The sequence below is a fragment of the Bacillus sp. NSP9.1 genome, assembly GCF_000465465.2.
GTDB lineage: Bacteria > Bacillota > Bacilli > Bacillales > Bacillaceae > Bacillus > Bacillus sonorensis_A.
In genome coordinates this window covers 3,594,108-3,610,992 of sequence record NZ_CP048273.1, presented here as the reverse complement: position 1 = coordinate 3,610,992, position 16,885 = coordinate 3,594,108, and the positions used below count along the sequence as shown (strand labels likewise).

Genomic DNA, 16,885 nt, shown 5'->3' with positions numbered 1-16,885 from the left:
AGATCGCCATGATTCAAATCAGACAGCTGACATTGTACCACCTCGGCATGCGCTTGAAAAAACCTTTTAAATCAAGCTTGGAGACCATTCAAGAGCGCAAATTCATCATTATAGAGGCTGAAGACGAAAGCGGTGTGACAGGCTGGGGCGAAGTCTCCGCTTTCTCATCGCCCTGGTATACAGAAGAAACGACTGAGACCTGCTACCACATGCTAAAAAGTTTTTTTATCCCTGTCGTGCTGCGCGAATCCTTCTCACATCCTTCAGAAGTTCCCGAAAGCTTAAGGGGGTTTAAAGGCAACCGAATGGCAAAGGCGGGACTTGAGGCAGCATGTTGGGACATTTACGCCCAAAAAAAGGGTGTATCTTTAAGTGAAGCCCTGGGCGGAGTCAAAGCAGAAGTGGCTGCCGGTGTTGTCGTCGGACTTGCTCCACTTGAGGATATGCTTCAGGAAATGGCCCAATATGTAAAAGAAGGATATCAAAGAATAAAATTAAAAATTCAGCCCGGACAGGATGTAGAGCTTTTAAAAGAAATCCGCAAGCATTTTCCGAGAGTTCCGCTGATGGCCGACGCAAATTCGTCCTATCACCTGAAAGATATCAGCCGCATCAAGGAGCTTGATCAATTCAAACTGATGATGATCGAACAGCCGCTGGCAGATGATGATATCGTCGACCATCGCCATCTTCAAAAGCATATTAAAACTTCGGTTTGCCTTGACGAAAGCATCAGGTCTGCCGATGATGCGAGAAAGGCGATCGAACTCGGCAGCTGTAAAATCATCAATATCAAGCCTTCACGGGTCGGCGGTCTGACGGAAGCGCTGAAGATCCACGATCTTTGCAAAGAGCATCATATGCCGGTCTGGTGCGGCGGCATGTTTGAAACAGGTATTTCCAGGGCGCATAATATTGCGCTCAGCTCCCTTCCGCAATTTTTAATTCCCGGTGATATTTCCTCATCTTCACGGTATTGGGAAGAGGATATTGTCAAACCGGAAATTGAGATTGAGAACGGCTGGATAAAAGTTCCGAAACGACCGGGAATGGGGTTTGAGGTGGATGAAAATGTTTTGAGAAGACATTCATCAAAAATGGATGTCTTTAAGCGATAAAAAACGGTTTTTAGCCATTGAATGATCGATTTTCGGGATTTGTTTGCAAGCCTGCTAAATTGTATATTGAACATGTACACATTATCCCCTTCTCGTTTGGGCCGGCTAACGATCAGCCGGTTTTTTAACAACAAAAGAGCCGTCTTTAAAGACAGCTCTTTTGCTTTGCTCAATGCTCGGTCTGTCCGATCAGCCGATCCGCATCTTCCGGCAAATCGTCAAGGCCGCCGTATTCATAGTCCCATAAGTTCATGAAGGAGCGGGCCGCCTTTTGAAAAGATGTTTCATCGGCTCCCTGGATTTCTTGATAAAAAGCCTCAAGCAGCGACTCTTTATTCATAACCTTGCCCTCCTTCATTCCTTTCGGTTTAATGGTGTTCAGGTTTAAATGTTTTGCAATCTGTTTCCTCGCTTTTTGAGGCTTTCTCGCCCTCGGCATGGCTGACGACATAGATGGCGTCGGCCGTACATTTGTTTCCTTGATCCCAGTATGTGCAGTTGCTGACTTCACACAGTATTTTTTGTTCCATACGGACTTTGAGCCCCCCTAAAAATGTAGTACACCTTTAGCTTATCCACCTGCCTCAGGTTCATACTTACTCGTGCTGTTTAATGTACCGCCTGTCTTTCATGAATAATTTCCAGAAGTAATAAAAGCCGGGAAACAGAATAATAAAACCGATAATGTATGAAATAAACAGCGCCCTGAATGTTTCCGGGGCGGTAAAGCCGGATTGAATCGTCACATCGGGATAGATCATGTATGGCAGATGGGAGCGCCCGTACACATAGCTTGCCGTAAAATACTGCAGGGTAATAGCGATGACGGCAAGGCGCGGTTTTCCAAGCCGGTCTTTATTGTAGGTGTTGGGTAAAAACAGTGCTGCAAACGCGATCAGAAACAAGAGAAAAGAAAGGACCAGCCAAGGAAGGCCGTTCATCATTCTTGTGAAAAGCCAGTTTGCTTCGGTTCTCATCGTCATCATAATGAAAAAAGACATGATCAAAGCGAGCGGTCCGGATATCAGAGCGTTCCGTCGGTAAACCTGATAAGCATCTCTTTCCCCGGCAACGTTTGAAAAATCGGCCAGCAATAAGGATGACAAAAACAGGGTGCTGAAAATGGCAAATCCCATAAATGAGTAGGCGTGCGGGCTCAACAATAAATGAGCGAAAGCCAATTGGTAAGCGCCGTTTTGCTGGTAGACGAAATCTCCGTGAGTCACGGGAAGAACGAGAATTAAGACGGCGGGAATAATAAAGCCGCTGATGCCTGAAACATATGTCAACGCTTTTTCATACCCTTTCGCAGCGTGAGAAAAAACCAAAAAGCCGCTTCGAATCGCCAGCAGCAGCAAAATGATGCTGCCGGGAATCAAAAGCACCGTTCCCAACACATAAGTTCCGCCGGGAAAAAAGCTGAAGAGAGCCACGACGATTCCGACGATAAAGACATTTGTCACTTCCCATGTCGGAGAAAGGTAGCGGTTTGCAATATTCGTTGCTTTCAGCTGTTTTTTGTTCATATAAATCATCGACCAAAAACCGGCTCCAAAATCCATGGACGCCATGACGGCGTAGATGAATATGAAACCCCAGACGATCGAAATGGCCAGCAGTGCATCTGTTGTCCCATCAAATTGCATCATATGACTTCCCTTCTGTTATGGCGTAATGTTTATGCTTCCTTGAGATCTTCTTCGACAGGATGGCGTTTAAAATAATACTGTAAAACAAACACCACCGCTGCCCCCAAAATGATATAAACGATAAAAAACAAAAGAAATAAAATCCCGATTGACCCCGATGAGGTCACGACTTCAGACGTTTTCTGCATGTGATAGATCACCCACGGCTGTCTTCCGGTACAGGCAAACACCCAGCCGAATTCGATCGCAAGCAGGCTGAGCGGTCCTGCCGTCGTGAAAAAGACGAGCATCCAGCGCGGAAAATGGTCCTTTTTCAACACTTTTCTCCATAAAAAGCCGCAGGCAGCATAGACGATCAAGAGCCCTCCGATTAATACCATTCCGTTAAACAGCGTATGGATGAACAGCGGAGGCCACTCATCTCTGGGAAATTCATTCAAACCTTTGACGACGGTATCAAACCGGTTACCTGCCAAAAAGCTCAGAGCCCATGGGATTTCAATCGCCCACTTGATCGATTGTGTGGCTTCATCGGTTATACCGCCGATTGCCAAGGGCGCATGGGACTGGGTTTCAAATAACCCTTCCGCACCCGCCAGCTTTTCAGGCTGATAACGGTGCAGGTATTGTGCGGATTCATGTCCGCTTATGGCAGTGATAAGAGAAAACACGCCTCCGACGAGCAGTCCGAGAAGAAGCGCTTTTCTGTGCAGGATATACACTTTTTCGTTCCCGCGATTACGGAGCATTTTATATGCGGCGATTGTCGCAATGATAAAAGCGCCTGTCATAAAAGCAGAAACAACGACATGAGCAGCCGTTACTGCAAAGCTTTTATTAAAAAAGGCCGTCCACGGCTGCACATCGGTAATTTCCCCGTTTACAATTTTGAAGCCTTCAGGCGTTCCCTGAAAAGCGTGGACATTGGTGATTAAAATGGCAGAAGCGGCGGCGCCAATCACGATAAAGACCACGGCTGTGATTCGCATCATAGGCGAGAGACGGTCTGCCGCGTATACATAAATTGACATGAATAATGCCTCGATAAAAAACGCGTATATTTCAATTTGAAAAGGCAGGGACATCACTTTTCCGATCACTTCCATAAAGCCCGGCCAAAGAAGCGCCAGCTGTGTTCCTGCAATGGTTCCGGTCGGGATCGCAACCCCCAGCAAAACGGCTTGGGCCTTTGTCCATCTTTTTGCCATAATCGCATAGTGGGGATCGTTTGTTTTTTGATAAATCAGCTCAGCCAAAAGAATCATTAAAGGAATTCCGACGCCAAGCGAGGCAAAAATGATGTGGAATCCCATCGTTGTTCCGAAAAGGCTTCTTGCAAACATTAAATCATTCATCCGGAAAGCCACCTTTCATTCACACCAGTTTCCTTTTATTGTTTACCTCCTTTTTTAGATTATTCTTCCTGTCTGTCAGCAAAATTGTCAGGATGTTTAAAATTTGTCATATCAATCGTATGATTTTGACATGAAGAAGCGGAAGGTTTATAATAAAACGTAATTATTACGCTTTAAAAGGAGGAATAGTCAATGAAACCAAATATTCATCCCAAAACATATCAAGTGATTTTTCAGGATGTAAACAGCGGATACCGTTTTTTGAGCCGTTCAACAAGAACGTCTACTGAAACGGCGGAGTGGGAAGACGGCAAAACATATCCGGTGATTAAAGTTGAAGTCAGCTCAGATACCCATCCATTTTACACGGGCAGACAAAAATTCAACGAAAAAGGCGGAAGGGTCGAACAGTTTAAGAAAAGGTTCAATATGGATTAAAAGACCGGATGCTCCGGTCTTTTTTTATGCAATAAAAAACGCGCATGACATGCATGCGCGTGTAAGCTGTTATTGATTTGACAATGCCTTTTTCAAAACAGTCAAGTTCTCTTTCATGATGCTGATGTAATCTTCGCCTTTTTCGATATCCTCTTTTGTAACGGATTCGAGGTTTTTCATCGTCAGGCTCTCAGCTCCGATCTCTTTTTTAATGATCTCTGAGATTTTGCTGCTTACATTGTTTTCAAAAATAACATATTTTATATTGTGTTCTTTCGCGGTTTTGACGATATTTTCAAGTTCTTTTTGGGAAGGCTCCTCTGTCGGTGAAAGGCCGAGCACGCTCATCTGTTCAATCCCATAGCGTTTTTCCCAGTAGCCGTATGCGGCATGAGACACGAGGATCTCTTTTTTGTCAGCCTTGTCGACAGTTTGTTTAAACTCCTGATCAAGCTGTTCTAAATCTTTTTTTAGAGATTCGTAGTTTTTTGTAAATGTTTTTTGATGATCGGGATCGAGTTGAACAAGCTCATTCTTAATGTTTTCCGCTAATTTTTCAGCAAGTACAGGGTCGAGCCAGACGTGCGGGTCATGATCTCCATGGTCGTGTCCGTCATCGGCATGTTCGTGCTCCTCATCATGTCCATGTCCATGTTCTTCATGCCCGTGTTCTTCTTCATGTCCATGTTCTTCTTCATGCGTCAGGAGATCAATGCCTTCCCCGGCTTTGACGATTTTCACGTCGCTTCCCTTTAACGTATTGACGGCTTTGTCTGCGAAGCCTTCAACACCGACGCCGGAATAAATAAAGGCATCGGAGTCGGAAATTTCCGCCATTGTTTTTGAGCTTGGCTCATAAGTATGGGCCTCTACGTTAGGAGGGTAAACGCTCTTGACGTTCACATATTCACCGCCGATTTTTTTAGTGAAATCCTCAAGCGGATATATCGTTGTATAAATGTCCAATTTTCCGTTGTCTTCTTTTTGGTCGCCGGAAGCTCCATTGCTTGAGCAGCCTGCGGTTAATCCGGCAGCAAGAATAAATGCAGATGCTAATCCGAATGCTTTTTTCATCGTATTTCTCCTCTCAACATCAAAACTGAAATCGTTCCGATTTAATAAATCCTGTATCATTGTATCGTAATAGTTCCGATTTGAAAAGAGGTAATCTTCGTCAAATCGTGTTGGAAAGTGGAGGTATCCGAAGCAACCTTTCTTATAAAACGTAATTATTACGAATTTCATCGTGGGCAAATGGTGAAAAAAAGAAAAGACATATGTTATATTTAAAATTAAAAAAGTGAAAAGAAAGGAATCGGATCATGAAACTTTTGGATAATATTCTGCAATTTAACCAGCAGTTTGTAGAACGGCAAGACTACAAGAAATATGAAACAAGCAAATTTCCCGATAAAAGAATGGTCATCCTCTCCTGTATGGATACAAGGCTTGTCGAACTTCTGCCGCATGCCATGAACATGCGGAACGGGGATGTGAAGATCGTCAAAAGCGCCGGCGCGCTTGTGGCCCATCCATTTGGAAGCATCATGCGAAGCATTCTTGTCGCCGTCTATGAGCTGAACGCTGATGAAGTATGTGTAATCGGCCATCACGACTGCGGAATGAGCAAGCTGAAAGCTGAGAGCTTTTTGGAAAAAGTGGTGGAACGCGGAATTCCAAAAGAACGGATCGAAACGCTTGAATATTCCGGTGTTGATTTTGAGCAATGGCTGAAAAGCTTTCACTCTGTGGAAGACAGCGTCAGAGACAGTGTGAAAGTCATCCGAAACCATCCGCTGACACCGGCAGATGTTCCTGTGCACGGGCTTGTTATCGATCCGGAAACAGGAAAGCTTGACCTTGTTGTCAACGGCTATGAAGAAGTGAATTAATCCTTTTGCTTTTTATCAGGCACGGGATCAATGCCGCCGGGATGAAAAGGATGGCATTTTAGAATCCGCCTGACGGTAAGCCAGCCTCCTTTAAGCGCTCCATGTTTTTCGATCGCTTCACGGCCGTAGTTGGAGCAGGTCGGATAAAATCGGCAGGAAGGCGGGAGAACAGGCGATATCCATTTCTGATAGAGCCGGATAATCAAGAGGAATAGTGATTTCATGTGTTTCAGCACCTTTTTGTTTTGTCTTTATTATAATATAAGCAAAACACGCACAAAAAGGAAAAGCATTCACCTGAAAACTGACCGGTAAAGTATGATATAATACAAAAAGACCGATGGAAGGGAGAGAGGAATATGCCTTCAGTTGAAAGTTTCGAACTGGATCATGATGCGGTAAAAGCGCCTTATGTCAGACATTGCGGCGTTCACAAAGTTGGGACGGACGGCGTTGTCAACAAGTTTGATATCCGTTTTTGCCAGCCGAACAAACAGGCGATGAAGCCTGATACAATTCATACACTTGAGCATTTGCTCGCATTTACGATCCGCACATATGCTGAAAAATACGATCATTTTGATATTATTGACGTGTCGCCGATGGGATGCCAGACAGGTTATTACCTTGTCGTAAGCGGTGAGCCGAAGGTGGAAGAAATCGTCGATTTGCTTGAGGACACGTTTAAGGAAGCCGTAGAAGTGACTGAGATTATTCCGGCCGCAAATGAAAAGCAGTGCGGGCAGGCAAAGCTTCATGATCTTGAAGGTGCGAAACGCATGATGCGCTATTGGCTTTCGCAAAACAAAGAAGATTTATTAAAAGTATTTGGCTAAAAACATAAGCAGCCGGCGCCAAGAGTATGGCGCCGGTTTTTCATATTTTGTTCACAAAGAAAATAATGCCATTAATCCCTGAACTTTGCTACACTTGTTTATGTAGTACATAACATGACAAAAAGGGTGATAGGATGCGTTGGGGAAAATGGATTGTTCTCTTGTTTTTAGCAATTGGCCTCACCGCCTGCGGCCAAACGGAAAAGCCTGCGGCATCGGATGAAAATCCCAAAGTGCTGACAGCCAAGCTCTCGGCGCCTGAACAAGTCGCCAAAAATGAAAAGGCTGTCATCAAGGCGACCGTGCTTTACGGGGACGAGCCGGTGGCAGATGCAGATGAGGTGGAATTTGAATCTTGGAAGGCGGGGAGCAAGGAAGAGAGCCAGCTTCAAAAAGCAAAGCATGAAGGAAAAGGAGTCTACAGCATCGAGAAATCGTTTCCGGATGACGGACATTATAAAATCCAAGTCCATGTCACGGCCAAAAATCAGCATACGATGCCCGTAGCCGACATGACAGTCGGCTCGCCTGGGGATGAACATCAGGGAGATGATGAAAAAGAGGAAACCCATCATCATTGATGGGTCTGTTTTTCTTCCTGATTCGGCAGGGGATCGACCTGATGCCTGTAATCGTACGCTTTTGACGTAGTGACAAGCGACACTGCCAGCACGGCGCCTGTAATCAAAACACCTACTATAATCCAGAACAGGATCATATGCAACCTCCGCATGCTTTTTCCAACAGTTTACCATATGGGAGAAAGAAAATCATGAGCAAGAGTAAAAGAAATGTTTCCTGCACAACCTAAACGGGTAAAGAAAAAGTAAACAAAGGAGGACGATCAAGATGTCAGAAAAGTTGAAAACAACGGTTAACAAACAAGTCGCTAACTGGACCGTGCTGTATGTGAAGCTACATAATTATCATTGGTATGTGAAAGGCAAAGATTTCTTTACTTTGCATGAAAAATTTGAAGAGCTTTATACGGAATCTGCACAGTATATCGACGATTTGGCTGAACGCCTGCTCGCCATGCAAGGCTCGCCCGTGGGCACGATGAAGGAATGCCTCGAGCTGTCATCCATTAAAGAAGCGGACGGCAGCGAGACGGCCGAGCAAATGGTGCAGAACATTTACGATGATTTTTCAACGGTGGCTGACGAGCTGAAAAGCGGAATCGAGCTTGCTGAGGAAGTCAATGATGAAACGACGGGCGATATGTTTTTGGCGATCCACCAATCGATAGAAAAGCACAACTGGATGCTGAAAGCTTATTTAGGATGATACGGAAAGGCCGGGCTGATGCCCGGCTTTTTTTGTGTTATTCGTTCTTTTTACAGCCTCTTTTGAAAATTGTCAAACAATTCATCCAAGCCTTTCAAAGCTTTTTTTCATAGGATAAGCTATGAAAAGTCTTTTTTGAAAGGATGTTGAAGCGCATGTTTAAGGACTTAGGCATAGGCATCTTTTCGCTATCGGTCAGCTTATCGGCCGTCGGATTTTTGTTTGGCGCGATCGAATATTTTTTCTTCATTTTAATCACGTTAATGGGAATTGAATTTGTAAGCAAAAGCTTGAATGAATGTGTGAAAGATCAATTTACAATCAACGGGCTGTTTACAAGGCTGGCGAAAAAGTTAGTCACGATTTTTCTCATATCTGTTGCCCACTTTTTTGACCAGCTGCTGCAAACCGATAATTCGATCCGTGATTTTTCAATCATGTTTTATATTTTATATGAGGCGTTTCAAATCATCAGCACCGCCCATTCACTGGGAATCCCGGTTCCGCAGGTGGTGGTGGATATTCTTGAAATCATTAAGGAAAAACTGCGGGGAAAGCTGTAACATTTTAAAACAACTGGCCATACTAACACGAAAAAGGATGATTGGCTTTGGAAAAGAGGACATACTTTGTTTCGGTTCAAGATGGAATGATTTCACAAAGCTCTGACGCTTCCCCGTGGGAGTTTGAAATCAAGGCAACAGACGATGACATTATCATTTTGAGAGAGTATTTTGATCAGATGCATTCCGAGGATTGGGTCAACTTTTTCCGATCCCATGTACCTGCTGTCGAGTACCATTATGACAGCTCCAATGACAAACTGGATGAACTGCGGAAGGACATATATTCAATGCTCTATCGGCTCGGCACGGAAGAAACGAAAACATTCATCAGTGAAAACGGTCTGGCGGACATGAATTCTGCTGATTAACCTATAGACGGGAGCCGCCCGGTGTGTCCGCCTTGTACCCTCTCATATCGATTAGCTTTAATTAAAAGGCGGGAACTCGACAAAAAACATACCGAACGAATCAATATATGATATGATGAGTGGAAGAAGCAAGGAAACGGATTTGAGGGATTATGATGTACGAATTTAAAGATTTCTACCGCAATACGGTTCAGCTTTCATTTGAAAAGCATCCCTTTTCACAGAAGCCCAAACATGTATGGGTCATTTGCCGCTATCAAAATCAATGGCTTTTAACAAACCATCAGGACAGGGGCTACGAATTTCCGGGCGGCAAAGTCGAGCCTTTCGAAAACGCCGAAGAAGCGGCTCTGCGGGAAGTGAAAGAAGAAACAGGCGCGGATGTACGAAAGCTGACATATCTCGGACAATATAAAGTTCTCGGCAGAGAAAAAGTGATTGTCAAAAATATTTATTTTGCCGAGATCGAAAAAATTGAAAAACAGGAGACATACTATGAAACGAAAGGCCCTGTTTTGCTAAAGAACCTGCCTGATGACATGGCCAAAAACAGAAAGTATAGTTTTATCATGAAAGATTCCGTCCTGACGATCAGCCTTGAAAAGCTGAAAAAGCAGGGGATGATCTAGGAAAAGGCCCCGCTGTTAAGCGGGGCCTTTTTTCAAGTTCTTCCCTTCATCCATTTCCTTTCCAAGAGCTCCACGCACTGATACATGATCGTTGCAAACACGGCGATGATGAGAAGGCTCAGCATGACAAGGGTGAAATTGAAAACTTGAAAGCCGTAAATGATCATATAGCCGAGTCCTCGGGCTGATACTAAAAATTCCCCGACGATGACACCGACCCAGCTCAGTCCGACGTTTACTTTCAGCGTTGAAATCATCGTCGGAATGGAAGCGGGAAGAATCACTTCTTTGAAAATTTCACTTTTTTTGGCGCCGAACGTTTTCATGACCTTTACATAATTTTCATCGATTTCCTGAAATGAAGTGTAGACAACGATTGTCGTGATAATGACGCTGATGATGGCGCCCATCGCAATGATGCTTGTGAGACTGGGACCGATGGCGACGATGAGGATCGGGCCCAATGCAACCTTTGGCATTGCATTTAAGACGACGAGATAGGGGTCCAATATATTGGAGAGCCTTGGAAACCACCATAAGAGCGCGGCCAGGAAAATTCCGAGCAAGGTGCCGGCAAGAAAGCCGAGAATGGTTTCAAATACCGTGACGCCGATATGTCCAGGCAATGAACCGTCCCCCATTTTTTCAAGGAAAAGCCCCCAGACGGCTGAAGGGGAGCTGAAGATGAGCGGATCGATCCATGCCAGGCGGCTTGCCGTTTCCCACAGTGAGAAAAAGATGATAAATATCGCGATTTGGTAAAAGCGGACCCGTCGTTTTTCCGCCTGCTGCTTTTTTAAAAACTGTTGATGAAGGAAATCAGTGTTGTTCAAGGTGATTGAGCTCCTTCCATATGGCCTGAAAGATGGCCTGAAATTCCGGTTCCTGCCTTGCTTCAAACGGTGTCAGCTTTCGTAAAGATTCGGGAATCGCAAAGGTTTTATGAACCGTACCCGGCTGCTTTGAAAACAGCAGGATCCGATCGCTCATGGCGATCGCCTCTTCAATGTCATGGGTGACAAGGACGGCTGTCTTTTGATAGGTATGCAGCGTGTTGAAAACCAGGTCTTCAAGGTTGAGCTTTGTCTGATAATCAAGGGCTGAAAAGGGTTCATCAAGCAGGAGGATTCCGGGATCGACGGCGAGTGTGCGGGCGAGAGCGGCTCTTTGTCTCATGCCCCCTGAAAGCTCTTTCGGATACTTGTTTTCCACTTGATGAAGTCCGAACTTTTCCAACAGCTCCAAAGCGGCCTGTTTTGTTTCAAGGCTGAGCTTTTTTGAGATGCGCAAGCCGATAAGGACGTTTTCTTCAATCGTTTTCCAGGGGAACAAATAATCCTGCTGAAGCATATAGCCGATCAGCCGGTCTTTTTCATCAGGCTGTTGCCCTTCAAATAAAACACGGCCTTCCGTCGGCGCCACGATGCCGGCGATGATCGAGAGCAGCGTTGTTTTGCCGCATCCGCTCGGACCGAGAAAAGAGACAAACTCGCCTTTTTCAACATTGATGCTGACATTCTCCAGCGCGGTGGTTTTTTCTTGCAAAGAAAAATAAGTATGTGTGACATCCTGAACTTGCAAAAAAGACATGCGGCCACCTCCTATTGATTTTTTGTGACCTTTTCGGCGATCTGTGTATTGACCAGCTCTTGGTGAGATATGTGTTTCGGCAGCTCTCCGGCTTCATCCATAATGGTTTGCAGCTGATTCCATTCCTCTGCATCAAGAACAGGATGGAGTGCGAAAGAATCCTGTTTTTTATATCGTTCGATAGAGGATGCAATGATGGACAGATCTGTGTCTTTAAAATAATCCTGAATGCTGAGCGCGGCTTCCTTTGAGGAATGTGACTTGACCCACTTTTGAGCTTTATAGATCGCCCGGGTGAATTTTTCCGCTGTTTCTTTATTCTTCTTTAAGTAGCTTTCTTTTGCCATGAAAGTCGTGTAGGGAATCCGGCCCGATTCTTTGCCGAAGGAGGCGACAATATGGCCGATGCCTTCTTTTTCAAAAATGGAGGCCTGAGGTTCGAAAAGCTGAACATAATCTCCCGTTCCGGAAGCAAAGCTGTTGGCGATGTTGGCAAAGTCGATCGTTTGGATCAAATGAAGGTCTTTCTTAGGATCGATGCCTTTTTGCTTTAAGGCGTATTCTCCCGCCATCTGCGGCATGCCGCCTTTCCGCTGGCCGAGGAACGTTTTACCTTTCAGCTGATCCCAGCTGAAATCATCCGCCTTTTGCCTGGAGACAAGAAATGTTCCGTCCGTCTGGGTAAGCTGGGCAAAATTAATGACAGGGTCGCTTGCTCCCTGTGCATTCACATAGATGGATGTTTCCGATCCGACAAGCGCGATATCTGCGCCGTTTGACAACAGGGCAGTCATTGTTTTATCTCCGCCCCAGGTCGTTTTCAGCTCGATATCGATGCCTTCTTCTTTAAAAAAGCCTTCGGAGATGGCGATATATAAAGGCGTATAAAAAACGGAACGGGTCACTTCCGCCAGGCGGACTTTTTCTGATTGCTGCCCGCTGCAGGAAGCGAGGATAAAGAGCATCACGGTGAAGGATAATATGGTCAAAAAGAAACGCTTCAAACCGATTTCCCTCCTTTAATTTCGGTTGTTTTCGGCATAAAATAGTTTATGTTAAATGCAAAACAGGTGTGAGGGACAACTGCGGATTAAATAGAGGTGACATGACCAAATGTGGATAGAAAAAAGAAGATTCCCATCACCGAACGGCCAAGTGCGGCTGTTTTCCGTTACATACCTTTCACAAGGACTGAAAGTCAAGGGACTGCTTGCGGAACCTGCAGCGCCCGGACGCTACGACGGTTTTTTGTATTTGCGCGGCGGGATTAAAAATGTCGGTATGGTCAGGCCCGGGCGGATCGTGCAGTTTGCCTCGCAAGGCTTTGTCGTTCTCGCTCCCTATTACAGGGGCAATCAAGGCGGTGAGGGGAACGAGGATTTTGCCGGGGATGACCGGGAAGATGCGTTTGCGGCATTCCGTCTGCTGCAGAAGCATGAGCTTGTGAAAGAACAACGCGTTCATATATTCGGGTTTTCGCGCGGCGGAATTATGGGCATTTTAACAGCCATAGAAATGAAATCAGCCGCCGCTTCTTTTGTTTCCTGGGGCGGTGTGAGCGATATGGTCATGACCTATCGCGAACGTAAGGATTTGCGGAGGATGATGAAGCGGGTCATCGGCGGGACGCCGGAAAAAGCGGCGCAGGCATATGCCTGGCGGACGCCGTTTGACAAGCTCGATCATATTGATGCGCCGATCCTTTTGATTCACGGAGTGAACGATCAAAATGTCTCGATTGAACATGCGCGCCGCCTGGAACAGGAATTGATGAAAAGAAGGAAATCGGTTGAAACCTGGTACTTCAATGCGTTCACCCATTACTTCCCTCCGGGGGAAAACAGAAGGATTGTCAGAGAGCTCTCGCGGTGGATGAAGAGCAGGTGATGGACAAGTTATGATAAACTAAAGTAAAAGATAAAGGAGGGGGCTTTCGCGTGGGAATGCCAGTTGAATTTAATACGATGATTGTGACAAAAGGAAAAGAAACAAGGGTCGAGGAAAACTTGTTTACACTGGAAAAAGAAGGCTATCGGGTGTACCCTCTTCACGTACCGATCGAAGTCAGAAAGACAAAGAAGGGCGACATTACTGGAACGGCGCATGCGGAGCGCCTTGAATGGTCAGAAGGACGCACACATTTAACATATAGACTCGTTTCCTTAAATTCAACGAATTAAAAAAGCCAAGGCGCTGAATGCGTCCTTGGCTTTTCTGCAGTTATGCAGGTACATCTTCTTCATTTCCAAGACCTTTTTTGAAAGTCAGTCTGTGAATGATCATCGTAAGAGCGCCGTCCCCCGTGACATTCGTCGCCGTGCCCAAGCTGTCCTGGGCGAGATAAAGGGCGATCATTAAGGAGACGCTTGTTTCATTAAAGCCGAGCATGGACTGTAAAAGCCCGGCTGCAGCCATGACAGCTCCCCCCGGAGCGCCCGGCGCTGCGACCATTGTGATGCCAAGCATTAAGATGAACGGCATCATCATTGAAAAGGTCGGCGTCTGCCCGTTTAAAATCAAGACGCCCATTGCGCAGCTTGTCAGGGTGATCGTACTGCCTGACAAATGAATATTGGCGAGAAGCGGAACCGCAAAATCGGCCACTTTTTGGCTGGCGCCTGTTTTTCTCACTTGTCTGAGCGTCACCGGAATGGTTGCGGCTGAAGACTGTGTGCCAAGCGCGGTAAAATAAGCAGGCGCCACGATTTTCAACAGTGCGAACGGGTTCCTGCCATTGGCAAGGCCTGCCGTCGTGTATTGAAACAAGAGAATGACGAAGTGCAGCACAATAATCATCACAAACACTTTTGCAAACACGGATAAGATGGTCTGTACCTGGCCGCCGTACGTCATATTTGTGAAAATGCCGAAAATATGAACGGGCAATAAAGGAATAATGATATACGAGATCAGCTTTTCGATAACCGTTTGAAATTCATCAAACGCGTTTTTTAATGTTTTGCCAGGCAGATAGGCGATTCCGATACCCATGATGAAAGCGAAAATCAGCGCGCTCATCACGCTCATGAAAGGCGTCATTTCAATCGTGAAAAATCCGCTTTGCAGCACTTCTTCCGGATTTTTAAATTCCTGCAGCTGATGTCCGGAAATGATGGCGGGCAGCAGGTTTGAGCCGACGAGAAAGGCCAAAAGCCCCGCGATAATGGTTGACGCATAGGCGATACCGGCTGTAAGGCCAAGAATTTTTCCAGCTCCGCGTCCGATTTGTCCAATGCCCGGAATGATAAAAGCAATAATAATAAAAGGAATGGCAAATTTGATAAAGTTTCCGAAAATGTCATTGAACGTTGCGGCGGTTTTGACAAACCAAAGCGGAGCAAAGCTTCCAACGATAACACCAAGAACAATTGCCGTGATAATTCTCGGCAGCAATCCAAATTTCATCGATATGTCCTCCTGAAGTATACAAATGTTTTTATCATATTATCATATGAAAACTTTCTTTTGTTAAAAATGAAAAAAGTCTTTATTTTCAAACAACAGCAGCGCAAGATCTTGCGCTGCTGCTAATTGGTTTTAGATCAGAGGACCTCCGGCTTTTTCGATATCGCCGGTATTAGAAAACTTTTTAAAGTTCTTTTTAAATTCGTTTGCCAAAAGAATTGCTTTTTCTTCGTACGCTTTTTCATCCGCCCAAGTTTTTGCCGGTTCGAGCACCTGATCGGGAACACCCGGAACGTGTATCGGCGTATGCAGACCGAAAATCCGGTCCGTTCTCATGTCTGCATGATCCAGTTCACCCTCAATTGCGGCTTGAACCATTGCTCTCGTATAAGCCAGGCTCATTCTCTCTCCGACGCCGTAGCCTCCGCCGGTCCAGCCTGTGTTGACGAGGAATACGCTGACGCCGTGCTCATCAATTTTGCGTCCCAGCATTTCTGCATAAACATGGGCCGGGAGCGGGAGGAATGGCGAGCCGAAGCAGGTTGAAAAAGTCGCTTCAGGAGAGGTGATGCCGCGTTCTGTTCCGGCAAGCTTGCTCGTATATCCGCTCAAGAAATGATACATCGCCTGTTCTTTCGTCAGTTTGCTGATCGGAGGAAGCACGCCGAACGCATCCGCCGTCAGAAATACAATGGTTTGCGGGTGTGCCGCGATGCTCGGTTTGACAATGTTGTCGATCGCCTCTATCGGGTAAGCGGCTCTAGTATTTTCCGTATAAAAGCTGTCAGAGTAATCCGGTTCCCCGGTTTCAGTGTCAACGACGACATTTTCAAGAACGGAGCCGAAGCGGATCGCTCTATAAATCTGCGGTTCTTTTTCTTCGCTTAAATGGATGCATTTTGCGTAGCATCCGCCCTCAATATTAAATACACCTGTACTTGACCAGCCGTGTTCGTCATCGCCGATCAGCCTCCGCTTCGGATCTGCCGAAAGGGTCGTTTTTCCGGTGCCTGACAAACCGAAGAAGAGAGCGGTTCCCCCTTCCTCGCCGACGTTCGCAGAGCAGTGCATCGGCAGAATGTTTCGTTCCGGCAGAAGAAAATTCATAATCGAAAAAATCGATTTTTTCATTTCTCCGGCATATTCGGTTCCTCCGATTAATATGGTGCGCTTCTCAAATGAGACGATGATAAATGTTTCCGATCTTGTACCGTCAAGGAGCGGATCGGCTTTAAAATGAGGAGCGGAAAGGATCGTAAAAGGCTCTTCAGCCGGCTTTTGATGATGATCTTCAGGCCTGATGAACAGCTGTCTCGCGAACAGGTTGTGCCAGGCGAACTCGTTGACGACAGTGATCGGAAGGCGGTATTTTTCATCTGCACCCGCAAATCCTTCAAACACAAACAGTTCGTCGCGCTCCTTTAAATAGCTGACGACTTTTGTGTAAAGCCTTTCAAAAGCGGCCTCTGAAATCGGCTGGTTTACGGCGCCCCAGTCAATCTTTTCCTTTGAGCTTTCCTCCTCAACAATGAATTTGTCTTTTGGAGAACGGCCGGTATATGTACCGGTCGTCGCCCGTACGGCTCCTGATGATGTCAAGACCCCCTCTTTGCGGTGAAGGATTTTTTCAACAAGATGCGGAACGGATAAATTGAACTGGACGTTATCACCCGTTAATAATGTTTGCAAGTCAGTCGCCAAATCTACAGAATTCATAAAAAACCTTCCTTTGCGTGTTTTTTAATGTGTATA

Annotated in this window: 23 protein-coding genes; 11 read left to right on the top strand and 12 right to left on the bottom strand. The window is 45.7% G+C overall.

Features of this window, described 5'->3' with window-relative positions:
• Positions 1-8 precede the first annotated feature (8 nt).
• The gene (menC, locus tag M654_RS18745; RefSeq protein WP_026588390.1) at positions 9-1,118 is read left to right on the top strand and encodes an o-succinylbenzoate synthase; all 1,110 of its coding nucleotides are present in this window, start codon (positions 9-11) and stop codon (positions 1,116-1,118) included.
• Between the two features lie 169 nt (positions 1,119-1,287).
• On the opposite strand, the gene M654_RS23645 is transcribed toward menC, so the two are convergent.
• From M654_RS23645 to M654_RS18730, 4 genes are all read right to left on the bottom strand, one after another.
• Positions 1,288-1,458 carry a hypothetical protein gene (locus tag M654_RS23645; protein WP_201278479.1) on the bottom strand — a complete coding sequence of 57 codons (171 nt, stop codon included), beginning with the start codon at positions 1,456-1,458 and terminating at the stop codon, positions 1,288-1,290.
• A gap of 28 nt (positions 1,459-1,486) precedes the next feature.
• Positions 1,487-1,648 carry a DUF1540 domain-containing protein gene (locus M654_RS18740; protein ID WP_077736165.1) on the bottom strand — a complete coding sequence of 54 codons (162 nt, stop codon included), beginning with the start codon at positions 1,646-1,648 and terminating at the stop codon, positions 1,487-1,489.
• 66 nt (positions 1,649-1,714) lie between these two features.
• Positions 1,715-2,764, bottom strand: a complete 1,050-nt coding sequence (locus tag M654_RS18735) for a cytochrome d ubiquinol oxidase subunit II (RefSeq protein WP_026588389.1) — start codon at positions 2,762-2,764, stop codon at positions 1,715-1,717.
• A gap of 32 nt (positions 2,765-2,796) precedes the next feature.
• Positions 2,797-4,122 (bottom strand): cytochrome ubiquinol oxidase subunit I, encoded by a 1,326-nt coding sequence (locus M654_RS18730; RefSeq protein WP_026588388.1) that lies wholly within the window; start codon positions 4,120-4,122, stop codon positions 2,797-2,799.
• Positions 4,123-4,314: 192 nt separating this feature from the next.
• On the opposite strand from M654_RS18730, the gene M654_RS18725 reads away from it, so the two are divergent.
• The gene (locus M654_RS18725) at positions 4,315-4,560 is read left to right on the top strand and encodes a type B 50S ribosomal protein L31 (protein ID WP_026588387.1); all 246 of its coding nucleotides are present in this window, start codon (positions 4,315-4,317) and stop codon (positions 4,558-4,560) included.
• A 69-nt stretch (positions 4,561-4,629) separates the two neighbouring features.
• On the opposite strand, the gene M654_RS18720 is transcribed toward M654_RS18725, so the two are convergent.
• Complete coding sequence (locus M654_RS18720; RefSeq protein WP_026588386.1) at positions 4,630-5,634, bottom strand: metal ABC transporter solute-binding protein, Zn/Mn family; 1,005 nt, start codon at positions 5,632-5,634, stop codon at positions 4,630-4,632.
• Between the two features lie 248 nt (positions 5,635-5,882).
• Here M654_RS18720 and M654_RS18715 point away from each other — a divergent pair, with 248 nt between their 5' ends.
• Entirely contained in the window at positions 5,883-6,452 is a 570-nt protein-coding gene (locus M654_RS18715; RefSeq protein ID WP_026588385.1) for a beta-class carbonic anhydrase, read from the top strand.
• Here M654_RS18715 and yidD read toward each other — a convergent pair.
• Positions 6,449-6,676, bottom strand: a complete 228-nt coding sequence (gene yidD, locus M654_RS18710; RefSeq protein ID WP_026588384.1) for a membrane protein insertion efficiency factor YidD — start codon at positions 6,674-6,676, stop codon at positions 6,449-6,451. The two genes, M654_RS18715 and yidD, sit on opposite strands and share 4 nt — an antisense overlap.
• A 135-nt stretch (positions 6,677-6,811) precedes the next feature.
• On the opposite strand from yidD, the gene M654_RS18705 reads away from it, so the two are divergent.
• A complete protein-coding gene (locus tag M654_RS18705; RefSeq protein WP_026588383.1) occupies positions 6,812-7,288 on the top strand; it encodes an S-ribosylhomocysteine lyase in 477 nt (158 codons plus the stop codon).
• Between the two features lie 134 nt (positions 7,289-7,422).
• Positions 7,423-7,869: a FixH family protein gene (locus tag M654_RS18700; RefSeq protein ID WP_026588382.1), complete on the top strand. Its 447-nt coding sequence runs from the start codon at positions 7,423-7,425 to the stop codon at positions 7,867-7,869.
• On the opposite strand, the gene ytzI is transcribed toward M654_RS18700, so the two are convergent.
• Positions 7,863-8,006 (bottom strand): YtzI protein, encoded by a 144-nt coding sequence (ytzI, locus tag M654_RS18695; RefSeq protein ID WP_077736168.1) that lies wholly within the window; start codon positions 8,004-8,006, stop codon positions 7,863-7,865. The two genes, M654_RS18700 and ytzI, sit on opposite strands and share 7 nt — an antisense overlap.
• A gap of 131 nt (positions 8,007-8,137) precedes the next feature.
• Here ytzI and M654_RS18690 point away from each other — a divergent pair, with 131 nt between their 5' ends.
• The 4 genes from M654_RS18690 (at position 8,138) to ytkD (ending at position 10,138) form a co-directional block, all read left to right on the top strand.
• Positions 8,138-8,575, top strand: coding sequence for a Dps family protein (locus M654_RS18690; RefSeq protein WP_026588381.1), 438 nt, complete (start codon positions 8,138-8,140; stop codon positions 8,573-8,575).
• Between the two features lie 155 nt (positions 8,576-8,730).
• A complete protein-coding gene (locus M654_RS18685) occupies positions 8,731-9,138 on the top strand; it encodes a phage holin family protein (protein WP_026588380.1) in 408 nt (135 codons plus the stop codon).
• Positions 9,139-9,185: 47 nt separating this feature from the next.
• Complete coding sequence (locus M654_RS18680; RefSeq protein WP_026588379.1) at positions 9,186-9,509, top strand: hypothetical protein; 324 nt, start codon at positions 9,186-9,188, stop codon at positions 9,507-9,509.
• Positions 9,510-9,664: 155 nt separating this feature from the next.
• Positions 9,665-10,138, top strand: coding sequence for an RNA deprotection pyrophosphohydrolase (gene ytkD / locus M654_RS18675; protein WP_026588378.1), 474 nt, complete (start codon positions 9,665-9,667; stop codon positions 10,136-10,138).
• Positions 10,139-10,170: 32 nt separating this feature from the next.
• Here ytkD and M654_RS18670 read toward each other — a convergent pair whose 3' ends face one another.
• From M654_RS18670 to M654_RS18660, 3 genes are read right to left on the bottom strand one after another with little or no spacing between them, the layout of a single operon-like run.
• Positions 10,171-10,971 carry an ABC transporter permease gene (locus tag M654_RS18670; protein ID WP_236251152.1) on the bottom strand — a complete coding sequence of 267 codons (801 nt, stop codon included), beginning with the start codon at positions 10,969-10,971 and terminating at the stop codon, positions 10,171-10,173.
• Positions 10,958-11,728: an ABC transporter ATP-binding protein gene (locus M654_RS18665; protein WP_026588376.1), complete on the bottom strand. Its 771-nt coding sequence runs from the start codon at positions 11,726-11,728 to the stop codon at positions 10,958-10,960. Before M654_RS18665 ends, M654_RS18670 begins: the two co-directional genes overlap by 14 nt.
• Before the next feature lie 11 nt (positions 11,729-11,739).
• Positions 11,740-12,732, bottom strand: a complete 993-nt coding sequence (locus M654_RS18660) for an ABC transporter substrate-binding protein (protein WP_035428253.1) — start codon at positions 12,730-12,732, stop codon at positions 11,740-11,742.
• Between the two features lie 109 nt (positions 12,733-12,841).
• Here M654_RS18660 and M654_RS18655 point away from each other — a divergent pair, with 109 nt between their 5' ends.
• A complete protein-coding gene (locus M654_RS18655; RefSeq protein ID WP_026588374.1) occupies positions 12,842-13,615 on the top strand; it encodes an alpha/beta hydrolase family protein in 774 nt (257 codons plus the stop codon).
• Positions 13,616-13,665: 50 nt separating this feature from the next.
• Positions 13,666-13,908, top strand: coding sequence for a DUF2584 domain-containing protein (locus M654_RS18650; protein ID WP_026588373.1), 243 nt, complete (start codon positions 13,666-13,668; stop codon positions 13,906-13,908).
• Positions 13,909-13,948: 40 nt separating this feature from the next.
• Here the strand turns inward: M654_RS18650 and M654_RS18645 are convergent, their stop codons facing one another.
• Together M654_RS18645 and pckA are read right to left on the bottom strand one after the other, a co-directional pair.
• Positions 13,949-15,133, bottom strand: a complete 1,185-nt coding sequence (locus M654_RS18645; RefSeq protein ID WP_026588372.1) for a dicarboxylate/amino acid:cation symporter — start codon at positions 15,131-15,133, stop codon at positions 13,949-13,951.
• 132 nt (positions 15,134-15,265) lie between these two features.
• Positions 15,266-16,849: a phosphoenolpyruvate carboxykinase (ATP) gene (gene pckA, locus M654_RS18640; protein WP_026588371.1), complete on the bottom strand. Its 1,584-nt coding sequence runs from the start codon at positions 16,847-16,849 to the stop codon at positions 15,266-15,268.
• Between the last annotated feature and the right edge of the window lie 36 nt (positions 16,850-16,885).

Excerpts from the sequence above, each read along its gene's own strand:
- menC (WP_026588390.1), top strand. The coding sequence starts at position 9 with ATGATTCAAATCAGACAGCTGACATTGTACCACCTCGGCATGCGCTTG.
- M654_RS23645 (WP_201278479.1), bottom strand. The coding sequence starts at position 1,458 with ATGAATAAAGAGTCGCTGCTTGAGGCTTTTTATCAAGAAATCCAGGGA.
- M654_RS18740 (WP_077736165.1), bottom strand. The coding sequence starts at position 1,648 with ATGGAACAAAAAATACTGTGTGAAGTCAGCAACTGCACATACTGGGAT.
- M654_RS18735 (WP_026588389.1), bottom strand. The coding sequence starts at position 2,764 with ATGCAATTTGATGGGACAACAGATGCACTGCTGGCCATTTCGATCGTC.
- M654_RS18730 (WP_026588388.1), bottom strand. The coding sequence starts at position 4,122 with ATGAATGATTTAATGTTTGCAAGAAGCCTTTTCGGAACAACGATGGGA.
- M654_RS18725 (WP_026588387.1), top strand. The coding sequence starts at position 4,315 with ATGAAACCAAATATTCATCCCAAAACATATCAAGTGATTTTTCAGGAT.
- M654_RS18720 (WP_026588386.1), bottom strand. The coding sequence starts at position 5,634 with ATGAAAAAAGCATTCGGATTAGCATCTGCATTTATTCTTGCTGCCGGA.
- M654_RS18715 (WP_026588385.1), top strand. The coding sequence starts at position 5,883 with ATGAAACTTTTGGATAATATTCTGCAATTTAACCAGCAGTTTGTAGAA.
- yidD (WP_026588384.1), bottom strand. The coding sequence starts at position 6,676 with ATGAAATCACTATTCCTCTTGATTATCCGGCTCTATCAGAAATGGATA.
- M654_RS18705 (WP_026588383.1), top strand. The coding sequence starts at position 6,812 with ATGCCTTCAGTTGAAAGTTTCGAACTGGATCATGATGCGGTAAAAGCG.
- M654_RS18700 (WP_026588382.1), top strand. The coding sequence starts at position 7,423 with ATGCGTTGGGGAAAATGGATTGTTCTCTTGTTTTTAGCAATTGGCCTC.
- ytzI (WP_077736168.1), bottom strand. The coding sequence starts at position 8,006 with ATGATCCTGTTCTGGATTATAGTAGGTGTTTTGATTACAGGCGCCGTG.
- M654_RS18690 (WP_026588381.1), top strand. The coding sequence starts at position 8,138 with ATGTCAGAAAAGTTGAAAACAACGGTTAACAAACAAGTCGCTAACTGG.
- M654_RS18685 (WP_026588380.1), top strand. The coding sequence starts at position 8,731 with ATGTTTAAGGACTTAGGCATAGGCATCTTTTCGCTATCGGTCAGCTTA.
- ytkD (WP_026588378.1), top strand. The coding sequence starts at position 9,665 with ATGTACGAATTTAAAGATTTCTACCGCAATACGGTTCAGCTTTCATTT.
- M654_RS18665 (WP_026588376.1), bottom strand. The coding sequence starts at position 11,728 with ATGTCTTTTTTGCAAGTTCAGGATGTCACACATACTTATTTTTCTTTG.
- M654_RS18655 (WP_026588374.1), top strand. The coding sequence starts at position 12,842 with ATGTGGATAGAAAAAAGAAGATTCCCATCACCGAACGGCCAAGTGCGG.
- M654_RS18645 (WP_026588372.1), bottom strand. The coding sequence starts at position 15,133 with ATGAAATTTGGATTGCTGCCGAGAATTATCACGGCAATTGTTCTTGGT.
- pckA (WP_026588371.1), bottom strand. The coding sequence starts at position 16,849 with ATGAATTCTGTAGATTTGGCGACTGACTTGCAAACATTATTAACGGGT.